The sequence below is a fragment of the Streptomyces sp. NPDC050121 genome (assembly GCF_044460385.1).
Lineage (GTDB): Bacteria > Actinomycetota > Actinomycetes > Streptomycetales > Streptomycetaceae > Streptomyces > Streptomyces soliscabiei.
In genome coordinates, this window is record NZ_JBITJV010000025.1 from 78,011 (window position 1) to 96,129 (window position 18,119).

Here is an 18,119-nt window from a genome sequence, read left to right on the forward strand (position 1 = left end):
TCGTCGCCTTGACCTTCACGTCACGTGAGGGTGGAGCCTGACTGGGCCGGAGGGTGGACGGGACCCCGAGAGGCACTCCACCCGGCGGTGGACGGCCCCTAGGGGTTCCTCCGCACTACGGCTGGGGGAGGGTTCGTACCGTCGGAGGAGGAGATGGCCCCGTCCCGTCCTTAACCTGGCTTTATGCCGCTGGGGGGCGGCTACCGCACCGGCGGGAGGTGGGGTTAACCCCCCTGGAAGAGGGGCCCGAGCACCAGCGCGCCGGACCCTTCCCCGCCGACAGACTCTTCGGCGTAGCGCTCCTCGCGCTGCTCGCCACTCGACCACCGCGGTGGAGCACTGCCCACCGACTTCCGACTTAGGAGACATACCGTGACTTCGGCTGTGACCATTCCCAGGCACGGGGGCACTGGAGGGCGTACGGCCGTTGCCGCGCGGGCGCGGCAGGTCGTCAAGGCGTACGGGTCCGGTGAGACCCGTGTCGTCGCCCTCGACCACGTCGACGTGGACATCGCCCGCGGTCAGTTCACCGCGATCATGGGCCCCTCGGGGTCCGGCAAGTCCACGCTGATGCACTGCCTCGCCGGTCTCGACACGGTGTCGTCCGGCCAGATCTACCTGGACGAGACCGAGATCACCGGGCTGAAGGACAAGAAGCTCACGAAGCTGCGCCGGGACCGGATCGGGTTCATCTTCCAGGCGTTCAACCTGCTGCCCACGCTGAACGCGCTGGAGAACATCACGCTGCCCATGGACATAGCCGGCCGCAAGCCGGACAAGGCGTGGCTCAGCCAGGTCGTGGAGACCGTCGGGCTCGCCGACCGCCTCAGGCACCGTCCCACGCAGCTCTCCGGCGGCCAGCAGCAGCGCGTCGCCGTGGCGCGTGCCCTGGCGGCCCGCCCGGAGATCATCTTCGGCGACGAGCCGACCGGAAACCTCGACTCGCGCGCGGGCGCCGAGGTTCTCGGCTTCCTGCGCCGCTCGGTGGACGAGCTGGGTCAGACGATCGTCATGGTCACGCACGACCCGGTGGCTGCCTCGTACGCGGACCGGGTGCTGTACCTCGCCGACGGGCGGATCGTCGACGAGATGTTCAAGCCGACCGCGGAGACCGTCCTGGACCGCATGAAGGACTTCGACGCGCGGGGGCGTACGTCATGACCGTCCTGAAGACCTCGATGCGCAACTTCTTCGCGCACAAGGGGCGCATGGCCCTGTCGGCCGTGGCGGTCCTGCTGTCGGTGGCGTTCGTGTGCGGGACGCTGGTGTTCACCGACACGATGAACACGACGTTCGACAAGCTCTTCGCCGCCACCTCCTCCGATGTGACGGTGAGCGCGAAGGGCGCCTCGGACACCGGTGAGACGACCTCCGACAACGGCAGGCCGCCGGTCATGCCGGCCTCGGTGCTCGACGGGGTCCGCAGGGCGCAGGGGGTGAAGTCGGCGGAGGGGACCGTCTTCTCGACCTCCGTGACCGTCGTCGACGCCGACAAGGACAGCCTGTCGCCCTCCAACGGCGGCCCGACGATCGTCGGCAGCTGGAACGGCAACGACGCCCGCACCATGAAGATCACCGACGGTGCGGCGCCGAAGAATTCCGGCCAGGTCATGGTCGACGAGGACACCGCCGACAAGCACCACCTGAAGCTCGGCGACGAGATCGGCGTGATCAGCGCGGTCGGCACGCACACCGCGAAGATCTCCGGCATCGCCGCCTTCCAGGTCACCAACCCCGGCGCGGCGATCTTCTACCTGGACACCAGGACCGCCCAGCAGGCACTGGTCGGCGAGTCGAACGTCTACACGAACGTCAATGTGACGGCGGCGGCCGGCGTGAGCGACGCGCAGCTGAAGAAGAATGTCGCGGCCGAGCTCGGCGCCGACTACAAGGTGCAGACGGCCAAGGAGACCGCGGACGCCAACCGCGCGGACGTGGGCGACTTCCTGAACGTGATGAAGTACGCGATGCTCGGCTTCGCCGGGATCGCCTTCCTCGTCGGCATCTTCCTGATCATCAACACCTTCTCGATGCTGGTCGCGCAGCGCACCCGCGAGATCGGTCTGCTGCGCGCCATCGGCTCCAGCCGCAAGCAGGTCAACCGGTCCGTGCTCGCCGAGGCCCTGCTCCTGGGCGTGGTCGGCTCGATCCTCGGCGTCGGCGCGGGCGTCGGCATCGCGGTCGGCCTGATGAAGCTCATGGGCATGACCGGCATGAACCTGTCCACGGACGATCTGACGGTCGCCTGGACGACCCCGGTGATCGGCATGGTCCTGGGCGTGGTCGTCACGGTGCTGGCGGCCTACCTGCCGGCCCGCCGCGCCGGCAAGGTCTCCCCGATGGCCGCGCTGCGCGACGCCGGCGCCCCGGCCGACGCCAAGGCCGGTGTCGTACGGGCCGTCGTCGGCCTGCTGCTGACCGGTGCCGGCGGCTTCGGCCTCTACCTCGCCTCCGCCGCCGACAAGGCCGCCGAGGGCTCGCTCTGGCTGGGCCTGGGCGTGGTGCTGAGCCTGCTCGGCTTCGTGGTGATCGGCCCGCTGCTGGCCAGCGGCGTGGTCCGGATCCTCGGCGCGGTCCTGCTGCGGGCCTTCGGCCCCGTGGGACGGATGGCCGAACGCAACGCGCTGCGCAACCCGCGCCGCACGGGCGCCACGGGCGCGGCCCTGATGATCGGCCTCGCACTGGTCGCCTGTCTGTCGGTGGTCGGCTCCTCCATGGTCGCCTCGGCCACCCAGGAGCTCGACCGGACCGTCGGCACGGACTTCATCATCCAGAGCGACAGCGGCCAGCGGATGACCTCGCAGGCGGTGCAGGCCGTGAAGTCGACGCCGGGCCTGACGCGGGTCACCGAGTACAAGACCACCGAGGCGGACTACACCACCCCCGACGGCAAGACGCTCAAGGACACGGACATCACGGCGGCCGACCCGACGTATGTGTCCGACCTGCGCAAGACGACCGTCGCGGGGAACCTCAAGGACGCCTACCTGCCGGACTCGATGTCCGTGCACGAGAAGTTCGCCGAGGACCACGGCATCCACATCGGCTCGAAGATCGACGTCGCGTTCAAGGACGGCGCCACCGCCCACCTGACGGTGCGCGCGATCACCAGCAGCGACGACGTGGTCGACCAGGGCGCCAAGTACACCTCCATCGCCACGCTCGCCAAGTACGTGCCGGCCGACAGGATGCCACTCGACCAGCTGGTCTTCGCCACCGCCAAGGAGGGGCAGCAGGACGCCGCCTACAAGGCCCTGAAGACGGCGCTGCACGACTACCCGCAGTACACCGTCCGCGACCAGACCGACTACAAGCAGGAGCTCAAGGACCAGATCGGCCAGCTGCTGAACCTGATCTACGGCCTGCTCGCCCTCGCGATCATCGTCGCGGTCCTCGGTGTGGTGAACACCCTGGCCCTGTCGGTGGTGGAGCGCACCAGGGAGATCGGTCTGATGCGGGCGATCGGCCTCTCCCGCCGCCAGCTGCGCCGCATGATCCGCATGGAGTCGGTCGTGATCGCCCTCTTCGGCGCGCTGCTCGGCCTCGGCCTGGGTATGGGCTGGGGCGCCACCGCCCAGCAGCTCCTCGCCCTGCAGGGCCTGGACGTCCTCGACATCCCGTGGCCGACGATCATCGGCGTGTTCATCGGCTCGGCGTTCGTGGGCCTGTTCGCGGCCCTGATCCCGGCCTTCCGCGCGGGCCGCATGAACGTCCTGAACGCCATCGCGACGGACTGACGCGACAGCCGACGGGGCACAGACACGGCCCGGCACTGAGACGGACGGGGGTCCTCTCAGCGCCGGGCCGTCGGTGCGTTCCAGCTCGTGCGGCGCTTGAGGACGAGGCCCTTGGGGGCCGAAAGCGGGGGTCTGGGGGCGGCCGCCCCCAGGGACGGGAACGGGAAGGGGCGGCGGGGGCGAGAACGCCGGGCGAAAGCCCGACCGCCCCGGGGGTTGTCCACAGCCCCCGGCGAACCGCACCGCCCCGTCGTACTCTGGACACCCCCGGCCCGTGACACGCGTCGGGCCCTTCGCGTTGCCCACCCCGGACGGGGTACGCCCGCACCCCGGACGTACCCCGCCCCCTCGGACGGAAAGCCCTCCATGAGCCTGCACGGTCTGCTCGATGCCGTCGTCAAGGACACCGCCCTCGCGGAAGCCATCCCCGCGGCCGCAGACGGCAACCGCATGCACGTCGACCTGGTCGGCCCCCCGGCGGCCCGGCCCTTCGCCATCGCCGCCCTCGCCCGCGAGAGCGCCCGCACGGTCCTCGCGGTGACGGCCACCGGCCGCGAGGCCGAGGACCTGGCCGCCGCCCTGCGCTCGCTGCTCCCGCCCGACGGCGTCGTGGAGTACCCCTCCTGGGAGACGCTTCCGCACGAGCGGCTCAGCCCCCGCAGCGACACCGTGGGCCGCCGCCTCGCCGTCCTGCGCCGCCTGGCCCACCCGCGCCCCGACGACCCGGAGACCGGCCCCGTCTCGGTGGTCGTCGCGCCGGTACGCTCCGTGCTCCAGCCTCAGGTCAAGGGCCTCGGCGACCTGGAGCCGGTGGCCCTGCGCACCGGCCGGAGCGCCGACCTCAACGAGATCGTCGAAGCCCTCGCCGCGGCCGCCTACGCGCGCGTGGAGCTCGTCGAGAAGCGCGGCGAGTTCGCCGTACGAGGCGGCATCCTGGACGTGTTCCCGCCCACCGAGGAACACCCCCTGCGGGTGGAGTTCTGGGGCGACGACGTCGAGGAGATCCGTTACTTCAAGGTCGCCGACCAGCGTTCCCTGGAGGTCGCCGAGCACGGCCTGTGGGCCCCGCCCTGCCGTGAACTGCTGTTGACGCAAGACGTACGCACGCGCGCGCGTGCCCTCGCCGAACAGCACCCGGAACTCGGCGAACTGCTGAACAAGATCGCCGAAGGCATCGCGGTCGAGGGCATGGAGTCCCTCGCGCCGGTCCTGGTCGACGACATGGAACTGCTGCTCGACGTCCTCCCCAAGGGCGCGATGGCCGTCGTCTGCGACCCGGAGCGGGTACGCACGCGTGCCGCCGACCTCGTGGCGACGTCCCAGGAGTTCCTGCAGGCGTCCTGGGCGGCCACCGCCGGCGGCGGCGAGGCGCCCATCGACGTCGACGCGGCCTCCCTGTGGCCCCTCGCCGACGTCCGCGACCACGCACGCGAGCTGGACATGATGTGGTGGTCGGTGTCGCCGTTCACCGCCGACCTCGAACTGGAGGCGGACACCCTCCAACTCGGCATGCACGCCCCCGAGACCTACCGCGGCGACACCGCGAAGGCCCTCGCGGACACCAAGGGCTGGCTCGCCGACGGCTGGCGCGTCGTCTTCGTCACCGAGGCGCACGGCCCCGCCGCCCGCACCGTGGAGGTGCTCGGCGGCGAAGGCGTCGCGGCCCGCCTGGACGCCGACCTGACCGACCTCGGCCCCTCCCTCGTGCACGTCTCCTGCGGCTCGATCGACTACGGCTTCGTCGACCCGGGGCTGCGCCTGGCCGTCCTCACCGAGACGGACCTGTCCGGCCAGAAGGCGGCCGGCAAGGACGGCGCGCGCATGCCCGCGCGCCGCAGGAAGACCATCGACCCGCTCACCCTGGAGGCGGGCGACTACATCGTCCACGAGCAGCACGGCGTGGGCCGCTACATCGAGATGGTGCAGCGCACGGTCCAGGGCGCCACCCGCGAGTACCTGGTCGTCGAGTACGCGCCCGCCAAGCGCGGCCAGCCCGGCGACCGCCTGTACATCCCCACCGACCAGCTGGAGCAGATCACCAAGTACGTCGGCGGCGAGGCCCCCACCCTGCACCGCCTGGGCGGCGCGGACTGGACGAAGACCAAGGCGCGCGCCAAGAAGGCCGTCAAGGAGATCGCCGCCGACCTGATCAAGCTGTACAGCGCGCGGATGGCGGCTCCCGGCCACGCCTTCGGCACGGACACCCCCTGGCAGCGCGAACTGGAGGACGCCTTCCCCTACGCGGAGACGCCCGACCAGCTGACCACGATCGCCGAGGTCAAGGACGACATGGAGAAGACGGTCCCGATGGACCGCCTGATCTGCGGCGACGTCGGCTACGGCAAGACGGAGATCGCGGTTCGCGCCGCCTTCAAGGCCGTCCAGGACGGCAAGCAGGTCGCCGTCCTCGTGCCGACGACGCTCCTCGTGCAGCAGCACTTCGGCACGTTCAGCGAGCGGTACGCGCAGTTCCCGGTGAATGTGCGCGCCCTGTCCCGCTTCCAGACGGACACGGAGGCGAAGGCCACCCTGGAGGGCCTGCGTGAGGGCGGCGTGGACGTCGTCATCGGCACCCACCGCCTGTTCTCCTCGGAGACGAAGTTCAAGGACCTCGGCCTGGTCATCGTCGACGAGGAGCAGCGCTTCGGCGTCGAGCACAAGGAGCAGCTGAAGAAGCTCCGCGCGAACGTCGACGTCCTGACGATGTCCGCGACGCCCATCCCACGCACCCTGGAGATGGCCGTCACCGGCATCCGCGAGATGTCGACGATCACCACGCCCCCGGAGGAGCGCCACCCGGTGCTCACCTTCGTCGGCCCCTACGAGCAGAAGCAGATCGGCGCCGCGATCCGCCGCGAACTGCTGCGCGAGGGCCAGGTCTTCTACATCCACAACCGGGTCGAGTCCATCGACCGCGCGGCGGCGCGACTGCGCGAGATCGTCCCCGAGGCGCGCATCGCCACCGCCCACGGCCAGATGTCGGAGACGGCGCTGGAGCAGGTCGTCGTCGACTTCTGGGAGAAGAAGTTCGACGTGCTCGTCTCGACGACGATCGTCGAGTCCGGCATCGACATCTCCAACGCCAACACCCTGATCGTGGAGCGAGGCGACACCTTCGGCCTGTCCCAGCTGCACCAGCTGCGCGGCCGCGTAGGCCGTGGCCGCGAACGCGGGTACGCCTACTTCCTGTACCCGCCGGAGAAGCCGCTGACGGAAACGGCCCACGAGCGCCTCGCGACGATCGCCCAGCACACGGAGATGGGCGCGGGCATGTACGTGGCGATGAAGGACCTGGAGATCCGCGGCGCGGGCAACCTGCTCGGCGGCGAACAGTCCGGCCATATCGCGGGCGTCGGCTTCGACCTGTACGTCCGGATGGTCGGCGAGGCCGTCGCGGACTACCGGCGTCAACTGGAGACCGGCGCGATCGAGGAGGAGCCGCCGCTCGAGGTGAAGATCGAGCTGCCCGTCGACGCGCACGTCCCGCACGACTACGCCCCCGGAGAGCGGCTGCGCCTGCAGGCCTACCGGGCCATCGCCTCCGCCAACTCGGAGGACGACGTCAAGGCCGTCCGCGAGGAACTCGTCGACCGGTACGGCAAGTTGCCCGAGCCGGTGGAGAACCTGCTGCTGGTGGCCGGGCTGCGCATGCTGGCACGCGCGTGTGACGTCGGCGAGATCGTCCTCCAGGGCGCCAACATCCGCTTCGCGCCAGTGGAGTTGCGCGAGTCGCAGGAGCTGCGCCTCAAGCGGCTGTACCCGGGGTCCGTCATCAAGCCGGCCGCGCACCAGGTCCTCGTCCCCCGCCCGAAGACCGCGAAGGTCGGCGGCAAGCCGCTGGTCGGGCGGGACCTGCTGGGCTGGGTGGGGGAGTTCCTGGCGACGGTGCTGGGCTCGTAGCTCGTCGTACATGGCTGCCGGCGCAGTTGTGGTCTGGGCCTCCCGACTGCCCCCGCGCGCCCCCTCGCTACGGTGTGCGAGTCCCCGTCAGGGGAATCCGCCCTGTGCGGGGTGGCAGCGGGCAGGCAGAGGGAGGGGCGCGTGAGGCGTCTGAGGGGCGGGGCGGCGGCTGCCGTCGTGCTGATATGCGTGGTGACGGCGGCCGGGTGCACCGAGCAGAGCACCGGATCCGGCGCCGGTTCCACCGGTGCGGGGCCGACGGCAGGCGGCGGGGCGGCGAACGGCGGCGCGGCTGTCGCGGCGGCCGAGTCGCTGACCGTCAAGGGGCGAGCCCCCAAGACCGGCTACGAGCGGGACAGGTTCGGCGCCGCCTGGGCGGACACGGACTCCAACTCCTGCGATACCCGTGACGACATACTCAAGCGCGATCTGAAGGAGGTGAAGTTCACCGGCGGCACCTGCAAGGTGTCCTACGGCGTGCTGGAGTCGGACCCGTACTCCGGGAAGGACGTGACCTACCGGCGGGGCAGCAGCAAGGTCGACATAGATCACGTCGTCGCCCTGTCCGACGCCTGGCAGAAGGGCGCCAAGTACTGGGACGCGAGCAAGCGGATAGCGCTCGCCAATGACCCGCTGAACCTCCTGGCCGTCGACGCGAGCACGAATCGCTCCAAGGGGGACGGCGACACGGCGACATGGCTGCCGCCCAACAAGGCCTACCGGTGCACGTATGTCGCGGCGCAGGTCGCCGTGAAGAAGAAGTACGAGCTGTGGGTCTCCGCGGCGGAGAAGTCCGCGATGGAGGAGGTCCTCAAGACCTGCCCCGACCAGAAACTCCCCACCGGGGGCAACCCGACGAAGGCGCCGGAGCGTTTCCACGCGGGGTGAGTGCTCCGGGCGCCGAACCGCCCCGGACGGCCTGCCCCGGACGGCTCACCCGCCCCGGACGGCCTGCCCTTCGACGCCACTGCGACGTGTGCGGCCACCAGATGCGGCGACTGCCCGCGGGACCGAGTCGCACGGACGAGGACTGGGTGTGTGTATGGTGCTATGCCGTGACCACGGTGGGGTCAGGACCCGGACAGGTGTCCCGGCCCGCATACACGCCCATGAACCAGCGCTGGGAGCGGGCGGCCGGAGATGGGCTGCCTTCCGATGTCTCCCATGCGTACGGGTCCTTCAGCAGGACTCTTTGTGGAATCCAGCGAGACGGCACAACCGCTTCGCCTTACTCGTGGGTTCCGGAGTGGGCCGACGCATGCCCCACCTGTAAGGAAGCCGCGGCTGTCATCGACGAGCGCTGGCCGGTGGCGATGCGAGAGGGCGGACGGGTGCAGAGCACCCCGCCGCCCGACTCGGAGTGGCCGCCCTTCTAAAAGCCACCGTGCGGACCTCGCAACGACTCGGGAAGCATCAGTGAACCCCTTCATAGCCATGGCCGGCACCGGCCTGCTCGTCTACGCCACCGTCACCATCCCGCGCAACATCCGCAAGGCCAGAGCGCAGAAGGACGCTCGGCAGGGCCCCTCCGAGAGCGCGCAGAAACCCCTGGTCATCGACGCGGCCGCGTACGGGCTTGTCCCCGCGGCCCGGCTTGACGTCCGTTTCGCGGGCGCGGATCCGCAGGCCGATGCGGTGGCGGCTGCGGCGGTCGCGGGGGACTGGCGGCAGGCGGCGGCGTATCTGGATGAGGCGGGTCGGGATTGGGATCTGCGCTGGTACCGGCTCGGCATTCTTGCCCATGCGGCCGTTCAGGACGACTCGTGGTTGAGGGCCTGGCGTGCCACCTACCCGTACGATCCGTCCGCCGCTCTCGTGGTTGCCGACGCGTTGGTGGCGTTCGCCGGTGAGGCCCGCGGGGCGAAGCGTGCGAAGCACACCACCGCCGAGCAGTTCCAGGGCTTTCATCAACTGTTGTCCCAGGCGCTGCCCGTCTGTCAGGAGGCTGCTCGGCTGGCTCCGGACGATCCCAGTCCCTGGGTCGCCCAGATCTCCATCGCCCTGGGTCTTGGCTGGTCCCATGAGGACTTCCGCTCGCTGTGGGCGCAGGTCGTCGCTCGCGATCCCCACCATTACGGCGCGCATCTCGCGGCCCTGCAGTACTGGTGTGCCAAGTGGCGCGGTTCGCAGGAGCTGATGTTCGCGTTCGCCGAGGAGGCGGCTGCCACGGCCCCGCCCGGGAGCCTGCTGCCCGTGCTACGCCTGTACGCGGCGTTCGAGCACGGGCTCCAGACGCGCGATCGCTCGGTCTACCAGCAGCCGTTCATGAGGGCGGCCATCGACGCCACCTTGGGTGCCGTCGCCCAGGTTCCGCCGCACCACCACCGGCTTCCCACCGTGCGCCATCTCCTGGCCGACGCCTTGTTCCGCACGGAACGGTATGCGGAGGCGGTCGAGCAGTTCCGTGCGGTCGGCGGCTTTATAGGCAGCGTGCCGTGGAACTACTTCGTCGATCCGGTGGCGGAGTTCGTCCATGCCCGTACGAACACCTTCGTGGAGTGGGAGAAGGCGGGCCGGCCTGCGGCGCCAGCAGGAAGGTGAGGAAAGCGGACCTTCGCTGGCGATGGCTCGTTTCTCCTGCATGTGGATCGAGGCTGACCTACGCCTGGCGGGTGAGCGCATCGGTGCGTATGCCTGCCAGAAAGTGGACGAAGGTGGCGGGGGTGGACGTGAGGGCTATGGCCGGGGTGTCGCTTTCGCGGAGGTGGAGGGTGGTGGAAGTGGAGGCGAGTTCGAGGCAGTCGTTGCCTTCACCGCCGCCGGAGAAGGACGACTTCTGCCACTTGAGAGGGACGGCCATGGCTCTCCTCACAGTTCCTTGACGAGTTTGTGGATGAGGTCACGTGACTGCCCGGTGTCCAGCGACTCCCCCTGAACCCTACGGAAGAGCTTTCGAAAGTGCTCCAGTTGGGCTTCGGAGTCGACGAAGCCCGTGCCGTGCGGGGCATCGCGTACAACGGTGTCCAGGCGTGGAACAGCTCCGCCCACGTACACCATGGCGCTTCCGGCGCCTGCGAAGCCGTCCAGACCGAAGGGGACGACCCGCACACTGATGTGCTTCGCCTCGGACAGCTCCAGGATCCGGGTGAGTTGCGCACGTGAAGCGGATCGGCCGGCGACCCTGATGCGGAGCGCTGCTTCGTGGATCACGGTCTCGTACGGAATGGGCCTGGGCCCTTCGATGACTACCCTTCGCCTCATCCGGTGGCGCACCCGGTGCTCCACCTCGCTCTTCGGGAACTCCGGGTTCATGTAGGAGAAGAGCGCGCGGGCGTAGTCCTCGGTCTGGAAGAGTCCGGGCACATGGATGACCGCTACGTCGTGGCGGAACGTCGCGTGGTGGTCGAGTTCGGCAAGGTCCAGGTAGGCGGCGGGAAGGACACCTCTGTACTCCTCCCACCAGCCACGGGTGCGGTCCGTTGCCATGGCGACCAGCGTGTCGATCAACGCATCGTCGGAACAGGAGTAGTTGGCCGCGAGGCGACGAAGGCGCTCCTCGCTGACGCCTGCGATGCCGGACTCGATCTGGCTCATCTGGACTGAGCTCACCCCCAGCAGCGTTGCGGCCGCGGTCGCCTTCAGCCCTGCGGCGTCCCGGAGTTTGCGCAGCTCGGAACCCAGGCGCGCCTGTCGTGCGGTGGGGTGTCGCCGCGTTGCCATGTGCAGCTCCTCAACTTGCTGGCACGGGTGCCTCATCCGGGTTCAGATTACGGGAACAACTTGCGAGGTCATAACTTTCAGACCTACTGTCAGTGATGAGACGCTCACGTTGCGGAAGTGCACTGCTCCGTCCTGCCATGACGGCTGCGGCAATGCCACCGCACGCAAACTCCCCACCGCATCAGCCGAATTGGAGCTACCCCATGCCCGAAACCGTCCCCATCTCTGATTCCTGGGAGTACTCCCTGTACATCCCCACCGACCCTCGCGCCGTCACTGTCTCCCGCCACACCCTCCGCACGGTCCTGACCGTCCACGGTCTAGTCCCCCTTGCGGACACGGCCGAGCTTCTCGCTTCGGAGTTGGTGTCCAACGCGGTCCTGCACACCAAGGGCCCCGCCTGTCTGCGCCTGCGCTACCGGGACGCTGTCCTCCAGATCGGTGCGTGGGACGCAGACCCCGAGCCTCCCGAGCCCCCACACCGGTTGGAGGAGTTCGGCGATGCCGAGAGCGGTCGGGGGATGGCCCTGGTGCGGGCCTGCTCCGACGTCTGGCATTGGCAGCCGCTGTCCCGCATGGGGCATCGAGGCAAGCTGGTGTGGTGTGAGCTGAAGGCCGGGTAGTTGCCACCGCAGGCTCGGGGAGGAAGCGGACGCACGCGGTCGCCCACGCCACGAGGACGGCCTACCACGCCACGGTGAACGCGGCGAAGGCCACGGCGTGGGCAAGATCGGCGGCCAGTTCCTGGCGAACGCGGCACGCAACGCACGAGGCCCCCGAGCTCGGTGAGGGAGGTGTTCGAAGTCTCATCTCATCGGCGCGGGAGCCTCGGTGGTCCCTGTCCTCGGTAAACGCATGGACCTGGCGGCTTGTCCGAGCGGCAGCCTGGCCTACGTTTCAAGCAATGAGGAAAAGCGGAGTCAAGCCGGGAGGTCTTCGCGGCATATGCCCTGCCTGGCGCGCTGCGGTCGGCGTGAGTCAGGCATGAGTCAGGCAGCTGCCTTCAGCGACGAAACGACCTGCTCCGCCAGCTTCTTGGCGCTGGCGGAGCCATTGTCGGCACCGTCCGTGGAGAGGACGCTGACGACGGCCGTGCCGACTCGGACGGCGATGAGGGTGGTACCGGATTCCCAGGCGGCGTCGGTGAGGGTGACGGTGTAGGCGTCGTCGCCGAGACCGGGGCTGGCGGTGCCGGTGATCTTCACCGTGGACTTGGTGTCGGCGTCGGGATAGCTGGGGCAGGCCGCGACGACCTTCGTCAGGGCCGTCATCACCTCGGTCGAGGTGGTGCCCCGGTAGACGTCGACCTCCTGGTCGAGTTCGGAGGACGTGTTCTTGTCGACGTACGAGTTCTGCGCGAACGACACCCCTTCTATGCCGCTGAGGTCGATCCAGCCGGTACTGCCGAAGCGCGTGCAGTCGGACTTGGCGGCGATCCGGGTGGCCGGGGCTCTGTAGGTGTCACCGGTGTCCCGGGTGGCCTCGGGGTCCACGGCGAACCCGGCTGGGAAGTACGTCGCAGGCGCCAATGTCTTCTTGAGCTGCGTGCCCGTCAGCAGGCCCTCGTTGGGGTCCTTCGCCTTCGCCGGAGCCGGGGAGGCGGTGGTGGCCTTGGCCGTGCCGTCCGAGGAGCACGCGGTGGCGGTCAGGGCAAGGGGGAGGGCCGCTACCGCCAGAAGCTGGGCGGTACGGGACGGGAGGCGCATAGGAGTCCTTGAGAAAGAAAGAGTGCTGGCCTGGCCGGAATGTGACTGGGGCCAGGCCGACCATAAGGAGGCTATGGAAACAGCGAACTCTCGGTTTGCTCAAAGGATGATCAAAAATTGCACGTCCGTACTCCGGGGGTGTGCGGGACGGTTCAGGTTCGCTGTTCCCCCGCCGCCTTCGCGCGGACAAGACGAGGTCACCGCCCGTACGGATAACCCTGTTGATACGTCGGCTGTCCCTGAGGGGGCATGGCCGTCCCGTATGCCTGCGGTTGGGCGGTCGGGAGCCTCTTGTCGAAGATCGCGAACAGCAGCAGCCCCGTCGCCGTCAGAAGGCTCACCATGACGGTGATGCCGAGGTACGGGTCCCCGTCGCCGTCAGCCGTGATCACCGCCCATGGCAGGGTCACGCACTCGTACAGCGCGAACGAGGCGAAGGCCGCCCAGTCCGAGGAGTGTCCGCGGCGGATCGCCACGTAGAGGAAGGGCGCCCAGACCAGCAGGCCCAGAGAGCCCCACACCAGAAGTCCCCAGGCGAGCCGTTGGCCCCAGCCGCCCGGCAGCCGTCTCTCCGCGTTTGCCGTCGTCGGCGTCGTCATGTCGCCCCCCAAGTAAGCAGAGGGTCAGGGTAGGGCACCGGCGGGCTCTGCTGGGCCGTCGCTTCTTTACTGTGACATGGGCGAATCTTGTGGCTATGGGGGAGCCGTGTTTCCCGATCGCTGGGGTGGCGCGGGTTACGGTGCGATCCGTCCGATGGGACGTCGAGTCGGTACCGTATCGTCGCACCGGGCCAGGGACTTCAGCCTGACACAGGCACATGCGGCGACAACGCCGTACATATGGATCAACGATGGGGTGGGGATGGCCGAGCACCGGCAGTCCAGGAAGCGCAGATACATCACGTGGGGCGTGGCCGGTGCGGCCGTCCTCGCGGGGGCCGGGATAGCGGCGCAGACCTCGATGGCGGCCACCACCTGGCCCGCCCAGAAGACGTACACCGGGCGCGCCTTCGACGCCTGCACCGCGCCCTCGCTGGCCGCGATGAAGGCATGGAAGACCGACGGGTACTACAGCGGCGCCGCCGTCTACGTCGGCGGCAAGAACCGGGGCTGCGCGCAGCCCAACCTGACCGCGTCCTGGGTGAAGTCGGTCAACACGGTCGGCTGGAAGCTGATCCCGCTCTACGTCGGCGCCCAGCCGCCCTGCCAGACCGGCTCCAGCCCCGAGAAGATCACCGCCGCCACGGCCACCTCCCTCGGCGCGACGGACGGCGCGGACGCGGTCGCGAAGGCCTCGGCACTGGGCATGAAGGCCGGCAGCCCGATCTACCTCGACATGGAGGCGTACGACATCACCAACAAGGCGTGCAACGACGCCGTGCTGGCGTACGTCCGCTCCTTCACCAAGACGCTGCGCGCCAAGATCTACCGGGGCGGCTACTACGGCTTCAGCAGCTCCAGCGCCAAGGCGATCGCCACCGCGACGAACAAGACGGACCTGCCGGGCAACCTCTGGTACGCGCTGTGGGACAAGAAGGACACCACGACCACCGACTGGCCGTGGGGCGCCACCCAGTTCACGAACCACAGCCGCGGCCACCAGTACATGGTCAACAGCAAGGAGACCCGCGGCGGTTACACGATCACCGTGGACCGCGACACGTGGGACGCCCCGGTCGCCATCGTCGGCTGAACCGGATGACCTGAGGTGTGAGGCGTCACGCGTCACGCGTGAGGTGTGACGCGTGAGGAAGGGGCGGGGCATGAGGATCGTCTTCGCGGGGGCCGTGGCCGGCGCGGCCCTGCGCTCGCCCGTCGCCAGGGTGGGCTTCGCGGCGCTGCCCGTCCTCAGCCTGGGTCTGTTGTGCCCCGTCCCGTCCCTCGTCCTGGCCCTGCGCCGGCGCTCCCGGGCCGACTGGTCGGCCTTCGTCGCCTTCAGCGCGGTGCTGGCCGCCTGGATCACCGAGCTGGCACTGACCCCCGTCGACACCCACGGGACGCTCTTCGGGCTCGACCTGCTGCTGATCGCCCTGTCGACGGCCGGCGCCGCCACGCACGCGTGGCGGGCCTGGCCGCAGCGGCCGGCCGGGGCGTACGGCGACTGGGCGAGTAAGTCAGTAGGGGAGTAGGGGAGTAGGGGAGTAGGGGGTAGCCGGGGTGAGCAAGCAGGTCAGGCAGGTGTCCCAGAGGCGTTCGGCGCGAGCGGCCCGTGAGGCGGACTGGGCGAGCGAAGGGCGGGCGTTCGCTCTCGGGCGTGCCGCCGCCACCTGGCTGCGCGCCCTGCGCGGACGCACCCTCGCCCTCACCGCTGGCGCACTCGTGGCCGCGGCCGCCCTCACCGTGACCGCCGTCCTCCTCTTCTCCTCCCACGACGACCGTCCCCCTGTCCCCGACACCCGCGCCCGTGCCTACACGGACGTCGACGCCTGCCTCCTCACCGGCGACAAGGGCGTCACGGCCGACGCCACCGCGGCCGCCGTCTGGCAGGGCATGCAGGACGCGTCCCTGAAGACGCACGCGCGCGTGAGCTATGCGCCGGTGACCGGCGAACAGAGCACCGGCAACGCCCGTCCCTTCCTCAACGGCCTTCTTCAGCGTTCCTGCGACGTCGTACTCGCCGTGGGAAACCCTGAGGTCACGGCGGCGAAGATGACAGCACCGCAGTACAAGAAGGTGGAGTTCCTCCTCGTCGGCGCTGCCACGCGCGCGGGCGCGAACGTACGTACGGTGGCCGCGGGCGACGGCCTGCGCGCCGGCATCGCGGACGCGGTCGAGCACGCGGTGGACGCGCGCGGCTGATTCCTCGCACCGGCGAGCGGGACCCGCGTGGGCGCGGCGGTGCCCGAAGTCCTGGTGAATCGTTGGTCGAATGGGTTGGCCCCAGCCGTCCCACTGCCTACCATCGATCACCGCAAGACTTTGTGCGCCCGCCCGTCGCCCGACCACCACCCCTGGTGGAGGCGCTGCGCGCCGTACCTGTTATTGCAATCTCCGACCGGGAGGTTCCCTTGCACCGCCGCCGTCGCACCGCGCTCCTGCTGTCCGCCGCGATCCTGGCGGCCCCCCTCCTCTCCGCCTGCGGGAACGACACGCATCCCGGCGCGGCGGCCGTCGTAGGCGGCCAGCGGATCTCCGTCGCGCAGCTGGAGAGCCGGGTGAACGAGGTGCGCACGGCCCAGCGCGCCGCGGTCAAGGACGACGCGCAGTACGCGCAGGCCATCGCCCAGACCGGCACCCTCACCCGCGACACCCTGCACGGCATGGTCCTCGACCAGGTGCTGCACCGCGCCGCCGCGGACGCGGGCGTCACCGTCAGCCGCCGCGAGGTCCAGCAGATGCGGGCCGGCCTGGAACAGCAGGCCGGCGGCGCGCAGGGCCTGGAAACGGCGTGGCTCCAGCAGTACGGCATCCCGCCGCAGCGCCTCGACGAGAACCTCCGCCTCCAACTGGAGGCCCAGAAACTCGCCACCGAGCTCGGCACGAACACCAACCAGGCCCCGTTCTGGAACGCTCTGTCCAAGGCGTCCAAGGCCCTCGGTGTCGACCTCAACCCGCGCTACGGCAGCTGGGACGCGCAGAAGGTGGCCCGCGTCGACGCGAAGACGCCCTGGGTGCGGGAGATCACCACGGCCGGCACGCAGCAGACGACGTGACGGCACAGCCCTGACGGACGCCGACAGGCGCTGACCGACGCCGACAGGCCCCGGACGGGCACTGACCGACACCGAGCGGCCCCGGACGGGCACTGACCGACACCGAGAGGCCTCGGACGGGGGCCGACAGGCCCTGACCGACGCGACAGGCGCTGGCGCGGACCCCGCGCCGGGCCGGTATGACTTATCCACCGGGCCTGTGGACAACTCGTGGGGCCGTCGGCGGGTGTGGGTTACGTTCGAGGTGTGAACGCATCCAGCCCGTCGAGCCCATCCAGCCCGTCCAGCGAGCCCGTCGGCGGTCCCGCCGTCGCCGCCGGCCGCATCGTCCTGCTCACCACCAGCCACCGCGTCGCCCCCGGTCTGCTGTCCTGGCCCGCCTGGCAGGTTCTGCGCGCGGCGGACCGGGTGCTGTGCGCGGACGGCGCGCATCCGCAGCTGCCCTATCTGCGGGACGCGGGCATAACGGTCGAGGAGGCCTCCCCGACCGCCGAGGACATCGTCGCCGCCTGCGCCGGCGGCCGCACGCTCGTGGTCGTGGCCACCGGCGAGGGCGAACCGGCGCTCACCGACGGTCTGGCCCGCCTGGCGGGCTCCGGCCGGGTGTCGATGCCCGAGCTGGAACTCCTCCCCGCCTCCTACGACCTTCCCGGCGCCCGGCTCCTCGACCTCGTCCAGGTCATGGACCGCATCCGCGCCGAGTGCCCGTGGTCCTCCCAGCAGACCCACAAGGGCCTGGCGAAGTACGCGGTGGAGGAGTCCTACGAACTGGTCGAGGCGATCGAGGACGGCGACTACGACGAACTCCGCGAGGAACTGGGCGACGTCCTGCTCCAGGTCGTCTTCCACGCCCGTATCGCCGAGGAGGACGAGGAGTCCCCGTTCTCCGTCGACGACGTCGCGGGCACGATCGTCGCCAAGCTCATCCACCGCCACCCCCATGTCTTCGGCGACGCCACCGCCACGACCCCGGAAGAGGTGAAGGAGCACTGGCTGCGCACGAAGGCGGCCGAGAAGCGGCGGGAGTCGGTGACGGACGGCGTCCCTCTCCACCAGCCGGGCCTGGCCCTCGCCGCGAAGCTGGCCTCCCGGGCCCGGACGGCCGGCCTGAACGTGCCACTGCCGACGGCCGAGGGCTCGGGCACGGCCGCGGACGCCACGGCCGCGGACGCCACGACCGCGGACGCCACGGGCGTGGAGACCGACGGCCTGAGCACCAAGGGCAGAGGGTTCGAGGGCAGAGACGCCGAGGGCAGAGTGTTCGCGGGCAGCGGCGCCGAGGGCGGGGACACGGAGCACATAGGCGCGGAAGGCATCGGTTACGAGTTGCTGGCCCTCGCCGCGCGGGCGGAAGCGGAGGGCGTGGACCCGGAGGCGGCTCTGCGGGCGGCGGCGCGGGCCTATCGGGACGCGATCCGGGCGACCGAAGGGGTGGTGGGTTAGTACGGTGGTCTCCTGAGCGGG

At 70.0% G+C, this 18,119-nt stretch carries 15 protein-coding genes; 11 read left to right on the top strand and 4 right to left on the bottom strand.

Features of this window, described 5'->3' with window-relative positions:
- Window positions 1-372: 372 nt before the first annotated feature.
- The 5 genes from ACIBTS_RS31870 (at window position 373) to ACIBTS_RS31890 (ending at window position 10,178) form a co-directional block, all read left to right on the top strand.
- Window positions 373-1,161 carry an ABC transporter ATP-binding protein gene (locus ACIBTS_RS31870; protein WP_079661784.1) on the top strand — a complete coding sequence of 263 codons (789 nt, stop codon included), beginning with the start codon at window positions 373-375 and terminating at the stop codon, window positions 1,159-1,161.
- Window positions 1,158-3,737: an ABC transporter permease gene (locus ACIBTS_RS31875; protein WP_399323949.1), complete on the top strand. Its 2,580-nt coding sequence runs from the start codon at window positions 1,158-1,160 to the stop codon at window positions 3,735-3,737. The genes ACIBTS_RS31870 and ACIBTS_RS31875 overlap by 4 nt, the downstream gene beginning before the upstream one ends.
- A gap of 366 nt (window positions 3,738-4,103) precedes the next feature.
- The gene (mfd, locus tag ACIBTS_RS31880) at window positions 4,104-7,637 is read left to right on the top strand and encodes a transcription-repair coupling factor (protein WP_399323951.1); all 3,534 of its coding nucleotides are present in this window, start codon (window positions 4,104-4,106) and stop codon (window positions 7,635-7,637) included.
- A 141-nt stretch (window positions 7,638-7,778) separates the two neighbouring features.
- Complete coding sequence (locus tag ACIBTS_RS31885) at window positions 7,779-8,525, top strand: HNH endonuclease family protein (protein WP_399323953.1); 747 nt, start codon at window positions 7,779-7,781, stop codon at window positions 8,523-8,525.
- A 546-nt stretch (window positions 8,526-9,071) separates the two neighbouring features.
- Window positions 9,072-10,178, top strand: a complete 1,107-nt coding sequence (locus ACIBTS_RS31890) for a hypothetical protein (protein ID WP_399323955.1) — start codon at window positions 9,072-9,074, stop codon at window positions 10,176-10,178.
- Between the two features lie 58 nt (window positions 10,179-10,236).
- Here the strand turns inward: ACIBTS_RS31890 and ACIBTS_RS31895 are convergent, their stop codons facing one another.
- Together ACIBTS_RS31895 and ACIBTS_RS31900 are read right to left on the bottom strand one after the other, a co-directional pair.
- Entirely contained in the window at window positions 10,237-10,437 is a 201-nt protein-coding gene (locus ACIBTS_RS31895; protein ID WP_399323957.1) for a DUF397 domain-containing protein, read from the bottom strand.
- A gap of 8 nt (window positions 10,438-10,445) precedes the next feature.
- A complete protein-coding gene (locus tag ACIBTS_RS31900; protein ID WP_399323959.1) occupies window positions 10,446-11,297 on the bottom strand; it encodes a helix-turn-helix domain-containing protein in 852 nt (283 codons plus the stop codon).
- A 203-nt stretch (window positions 11,298-11,500) separates the two neighbouring features.
- On the opposite strand from ACIBTS_RS31900, the gene ACIBTS_RS31905 reads away from it, so the two are divergent.
- Window positions 11,501-11,920: an ATP-binding protein gene (locus tag ACIBTS_RS31905; RefSeq protein ID WP_399323961.1), complete on the top strand. Its 420-nt coding sequence runs from the start codon at window positions 11,501-11,503 to the stop codon at window positions 11,918-11,920.
- Between the two features lie 366 nt (window positions 11,921-12,286).
- Here the strand turns inward: ACIBTS_RS31905 and ACIBTS_RS31910 are convergent, their stop codons facing one another.
- Both ACIBTS_RS31910 and ACIBTS_RS31915 read right to left on the bottom strand, forming a co-directional pair.
- Window positions 12,287-13,003 carry a hypothetical protein gene (locus ACIBTS_RS31910; protein ID WP_399323963.1) on the bottom strand — a complete coding sequence of 239 codons (717 nt, stop codon included), beginning with the start codon at window positions 13,001-13,003 and terminating at the stop codon, window positions 12,287-12,289.
- A gap of 197 nt (window positions 13,004-13,200) precedes the next feature.
- Window positions 13,201-13,602 carry a hypothetical protein gene (locus ACIBTS_RS31915; RefSeq protein ID WP_399323965.1) on the bottom strand — a complete coding sequence of 134 codons (402 nt, stop codon included), beginning with the start codon at window positions 13,600-13,602 and terminating at the stop codon, window positions 13,201-13,203.
- 262 nt (window positions 13,603-13,864) lie between these two features.
- On the opposite strand from ACIBTS_RS31915, the gene ACIBTS_RS31920 reads away from it, so the two are divergent.
- From ACIBTS_RS31920 to ACIBTS_RS31940, 5 genes are all read left to right on the top strand, one after another.
- The gene (locus ACIBTS_RS31920; protein WP_399323967.1) at window positions 13,865-14,695 is read left to right on the top strand and encodes a glycoside hydrolase domain-containing protein; all 831 of its coding nucleotides are present in this window, start codon (window positions 13,865-13,867) and stop codon (window positions 14,693-14,695) included.
- Window positions 14,696-14,765: 70 nt separating this feature from the next.
- A complete protein-coding gene (locus ACIBTS_RS31925) occupies window positions 14,766-15,131 on the top strand; it encodes a hypothetical protein (protein ID WP_399323969.1) in 366 nt (121 codons plus the stop codon).
- A gap of 28 nt (window positions 15,132-15,159) precedes the next feature.
- Window positions 15,160-15,801 (top strand): hypothetical protein, encoded by a 642-nt coding sequence (locus tag ACIBTS_RS31930; protein WP_399323971.1) that lies wholly within the window; start codon window positions 15,160-15,162, stop codon window positions 15,799-15,801.
- A gap of 209 nt (window positions 15,802-16,010) precedes the next feature.
- The gene (locus ACIBTS_RS31935) at window positions 16,011-16,655 is read left to right on the top strand and encodes a SurA N-terminal domain-containing protein (RefSeq protein WP_399323973.1); all 645 of its coding nucleotides are present in this window, start codon (window positions 16,011-16,013) and stop codon (window positions 16,653-16,655) included.
- A 246-nt stretch (window positions 16,656-16,901) separates the two neighbouring features.
- Window positions 16,902-18,098 (top strand): nucleoside triphosphate pyrophosphohydrolase, encoded by a 1,197-nt coding sequence (locus tag ACIBTS_RS31940; protein ID WP_399323975.1) that lies wholly within the window; start codon window positions 16,902-16,904, stop codon window positions 18,096-18,098.
- The last annotated feature ends 21 nt before the right edge of the window (window positions 18,099-18,119 follow it).

Excerpts from the sequence above, each read along its gene's own strand:
- ACIBTS_RS31875 (WP_399323949.1), top strand. The coding sequence starts at position 1,158 with ATGACCGTCCTGAAGACCTCGATGCGCAACTTCTTCGCGCACAAGGGG.
- mfd (WP_399323951.1), top strand. The coding sequence starts at position 4,104 with ATGAGCCTGCACGGTCTGCTCGATGCCGTCGTCAAGGACACCGCCCTC.
- ACIBTS_RS31890 (WP_399323955.1), top strand. The coding sequence starts at position 9,072 with ATGGCCGGCACCGGCCTGCTCGTCTACGCCACCGTCACCATCCCGCGC.
- ACIBTS_RS31895 (WP_399323957.1), bottom strand. The coding sequence starts at position 10,437 with ATGGCCGTCCCTCTCAAGTGGCAGAAGTCGTCCTTCTCCGGCGGCGGT.
- ACIBTS_RS31900 (WP_399323959.1), bottom strand. The coding sequence starts at position 11,297 with ATGGCAACGCGGCGACACCCCACCGCACGACAGGCGCGCCTGGGTTCC.
- ACIBTS_RS31905 (WP_399323961.1), top strand. The coding sequence starts at position 11,501 with ATGCCCGAAACCGTCCCCATCTCTGATTCCTGGGAGTACTCCCTGTAC.
- ACIBTS_RS31910 (WP_399323963.1), bottom strand. The coding sequence starts at position 13,003 with ATGCGCCTCCCGTCCCGTACCGCCCAGCTTCTGGCGGTAGCGGCCCTC.
- ACIBTS_RS31915 (WP_399323965.1), bottom strand. The coding sequence starts at position 13,602 with ATGACGACGCCGACGACGGCAAACGCGGAGAGACGGCTGCCGGGCGGC.
- ACIBTS_RS31920 (WP_399323967.1), top strand. The coding sequence starts at position 13,865 with ATGGCCGAGCACCGGCAGTCCAGGAAGCGCAGATACATCACGTGGGGC.
- ACIBTS_RS31925 (WP_399323969.1), top strand. The coding sequence starts at position 14,766 with ATGAGGATCGTCTTCGCGGGGGCCGTGGCCGGCGCGGCCCTGCGCTCG.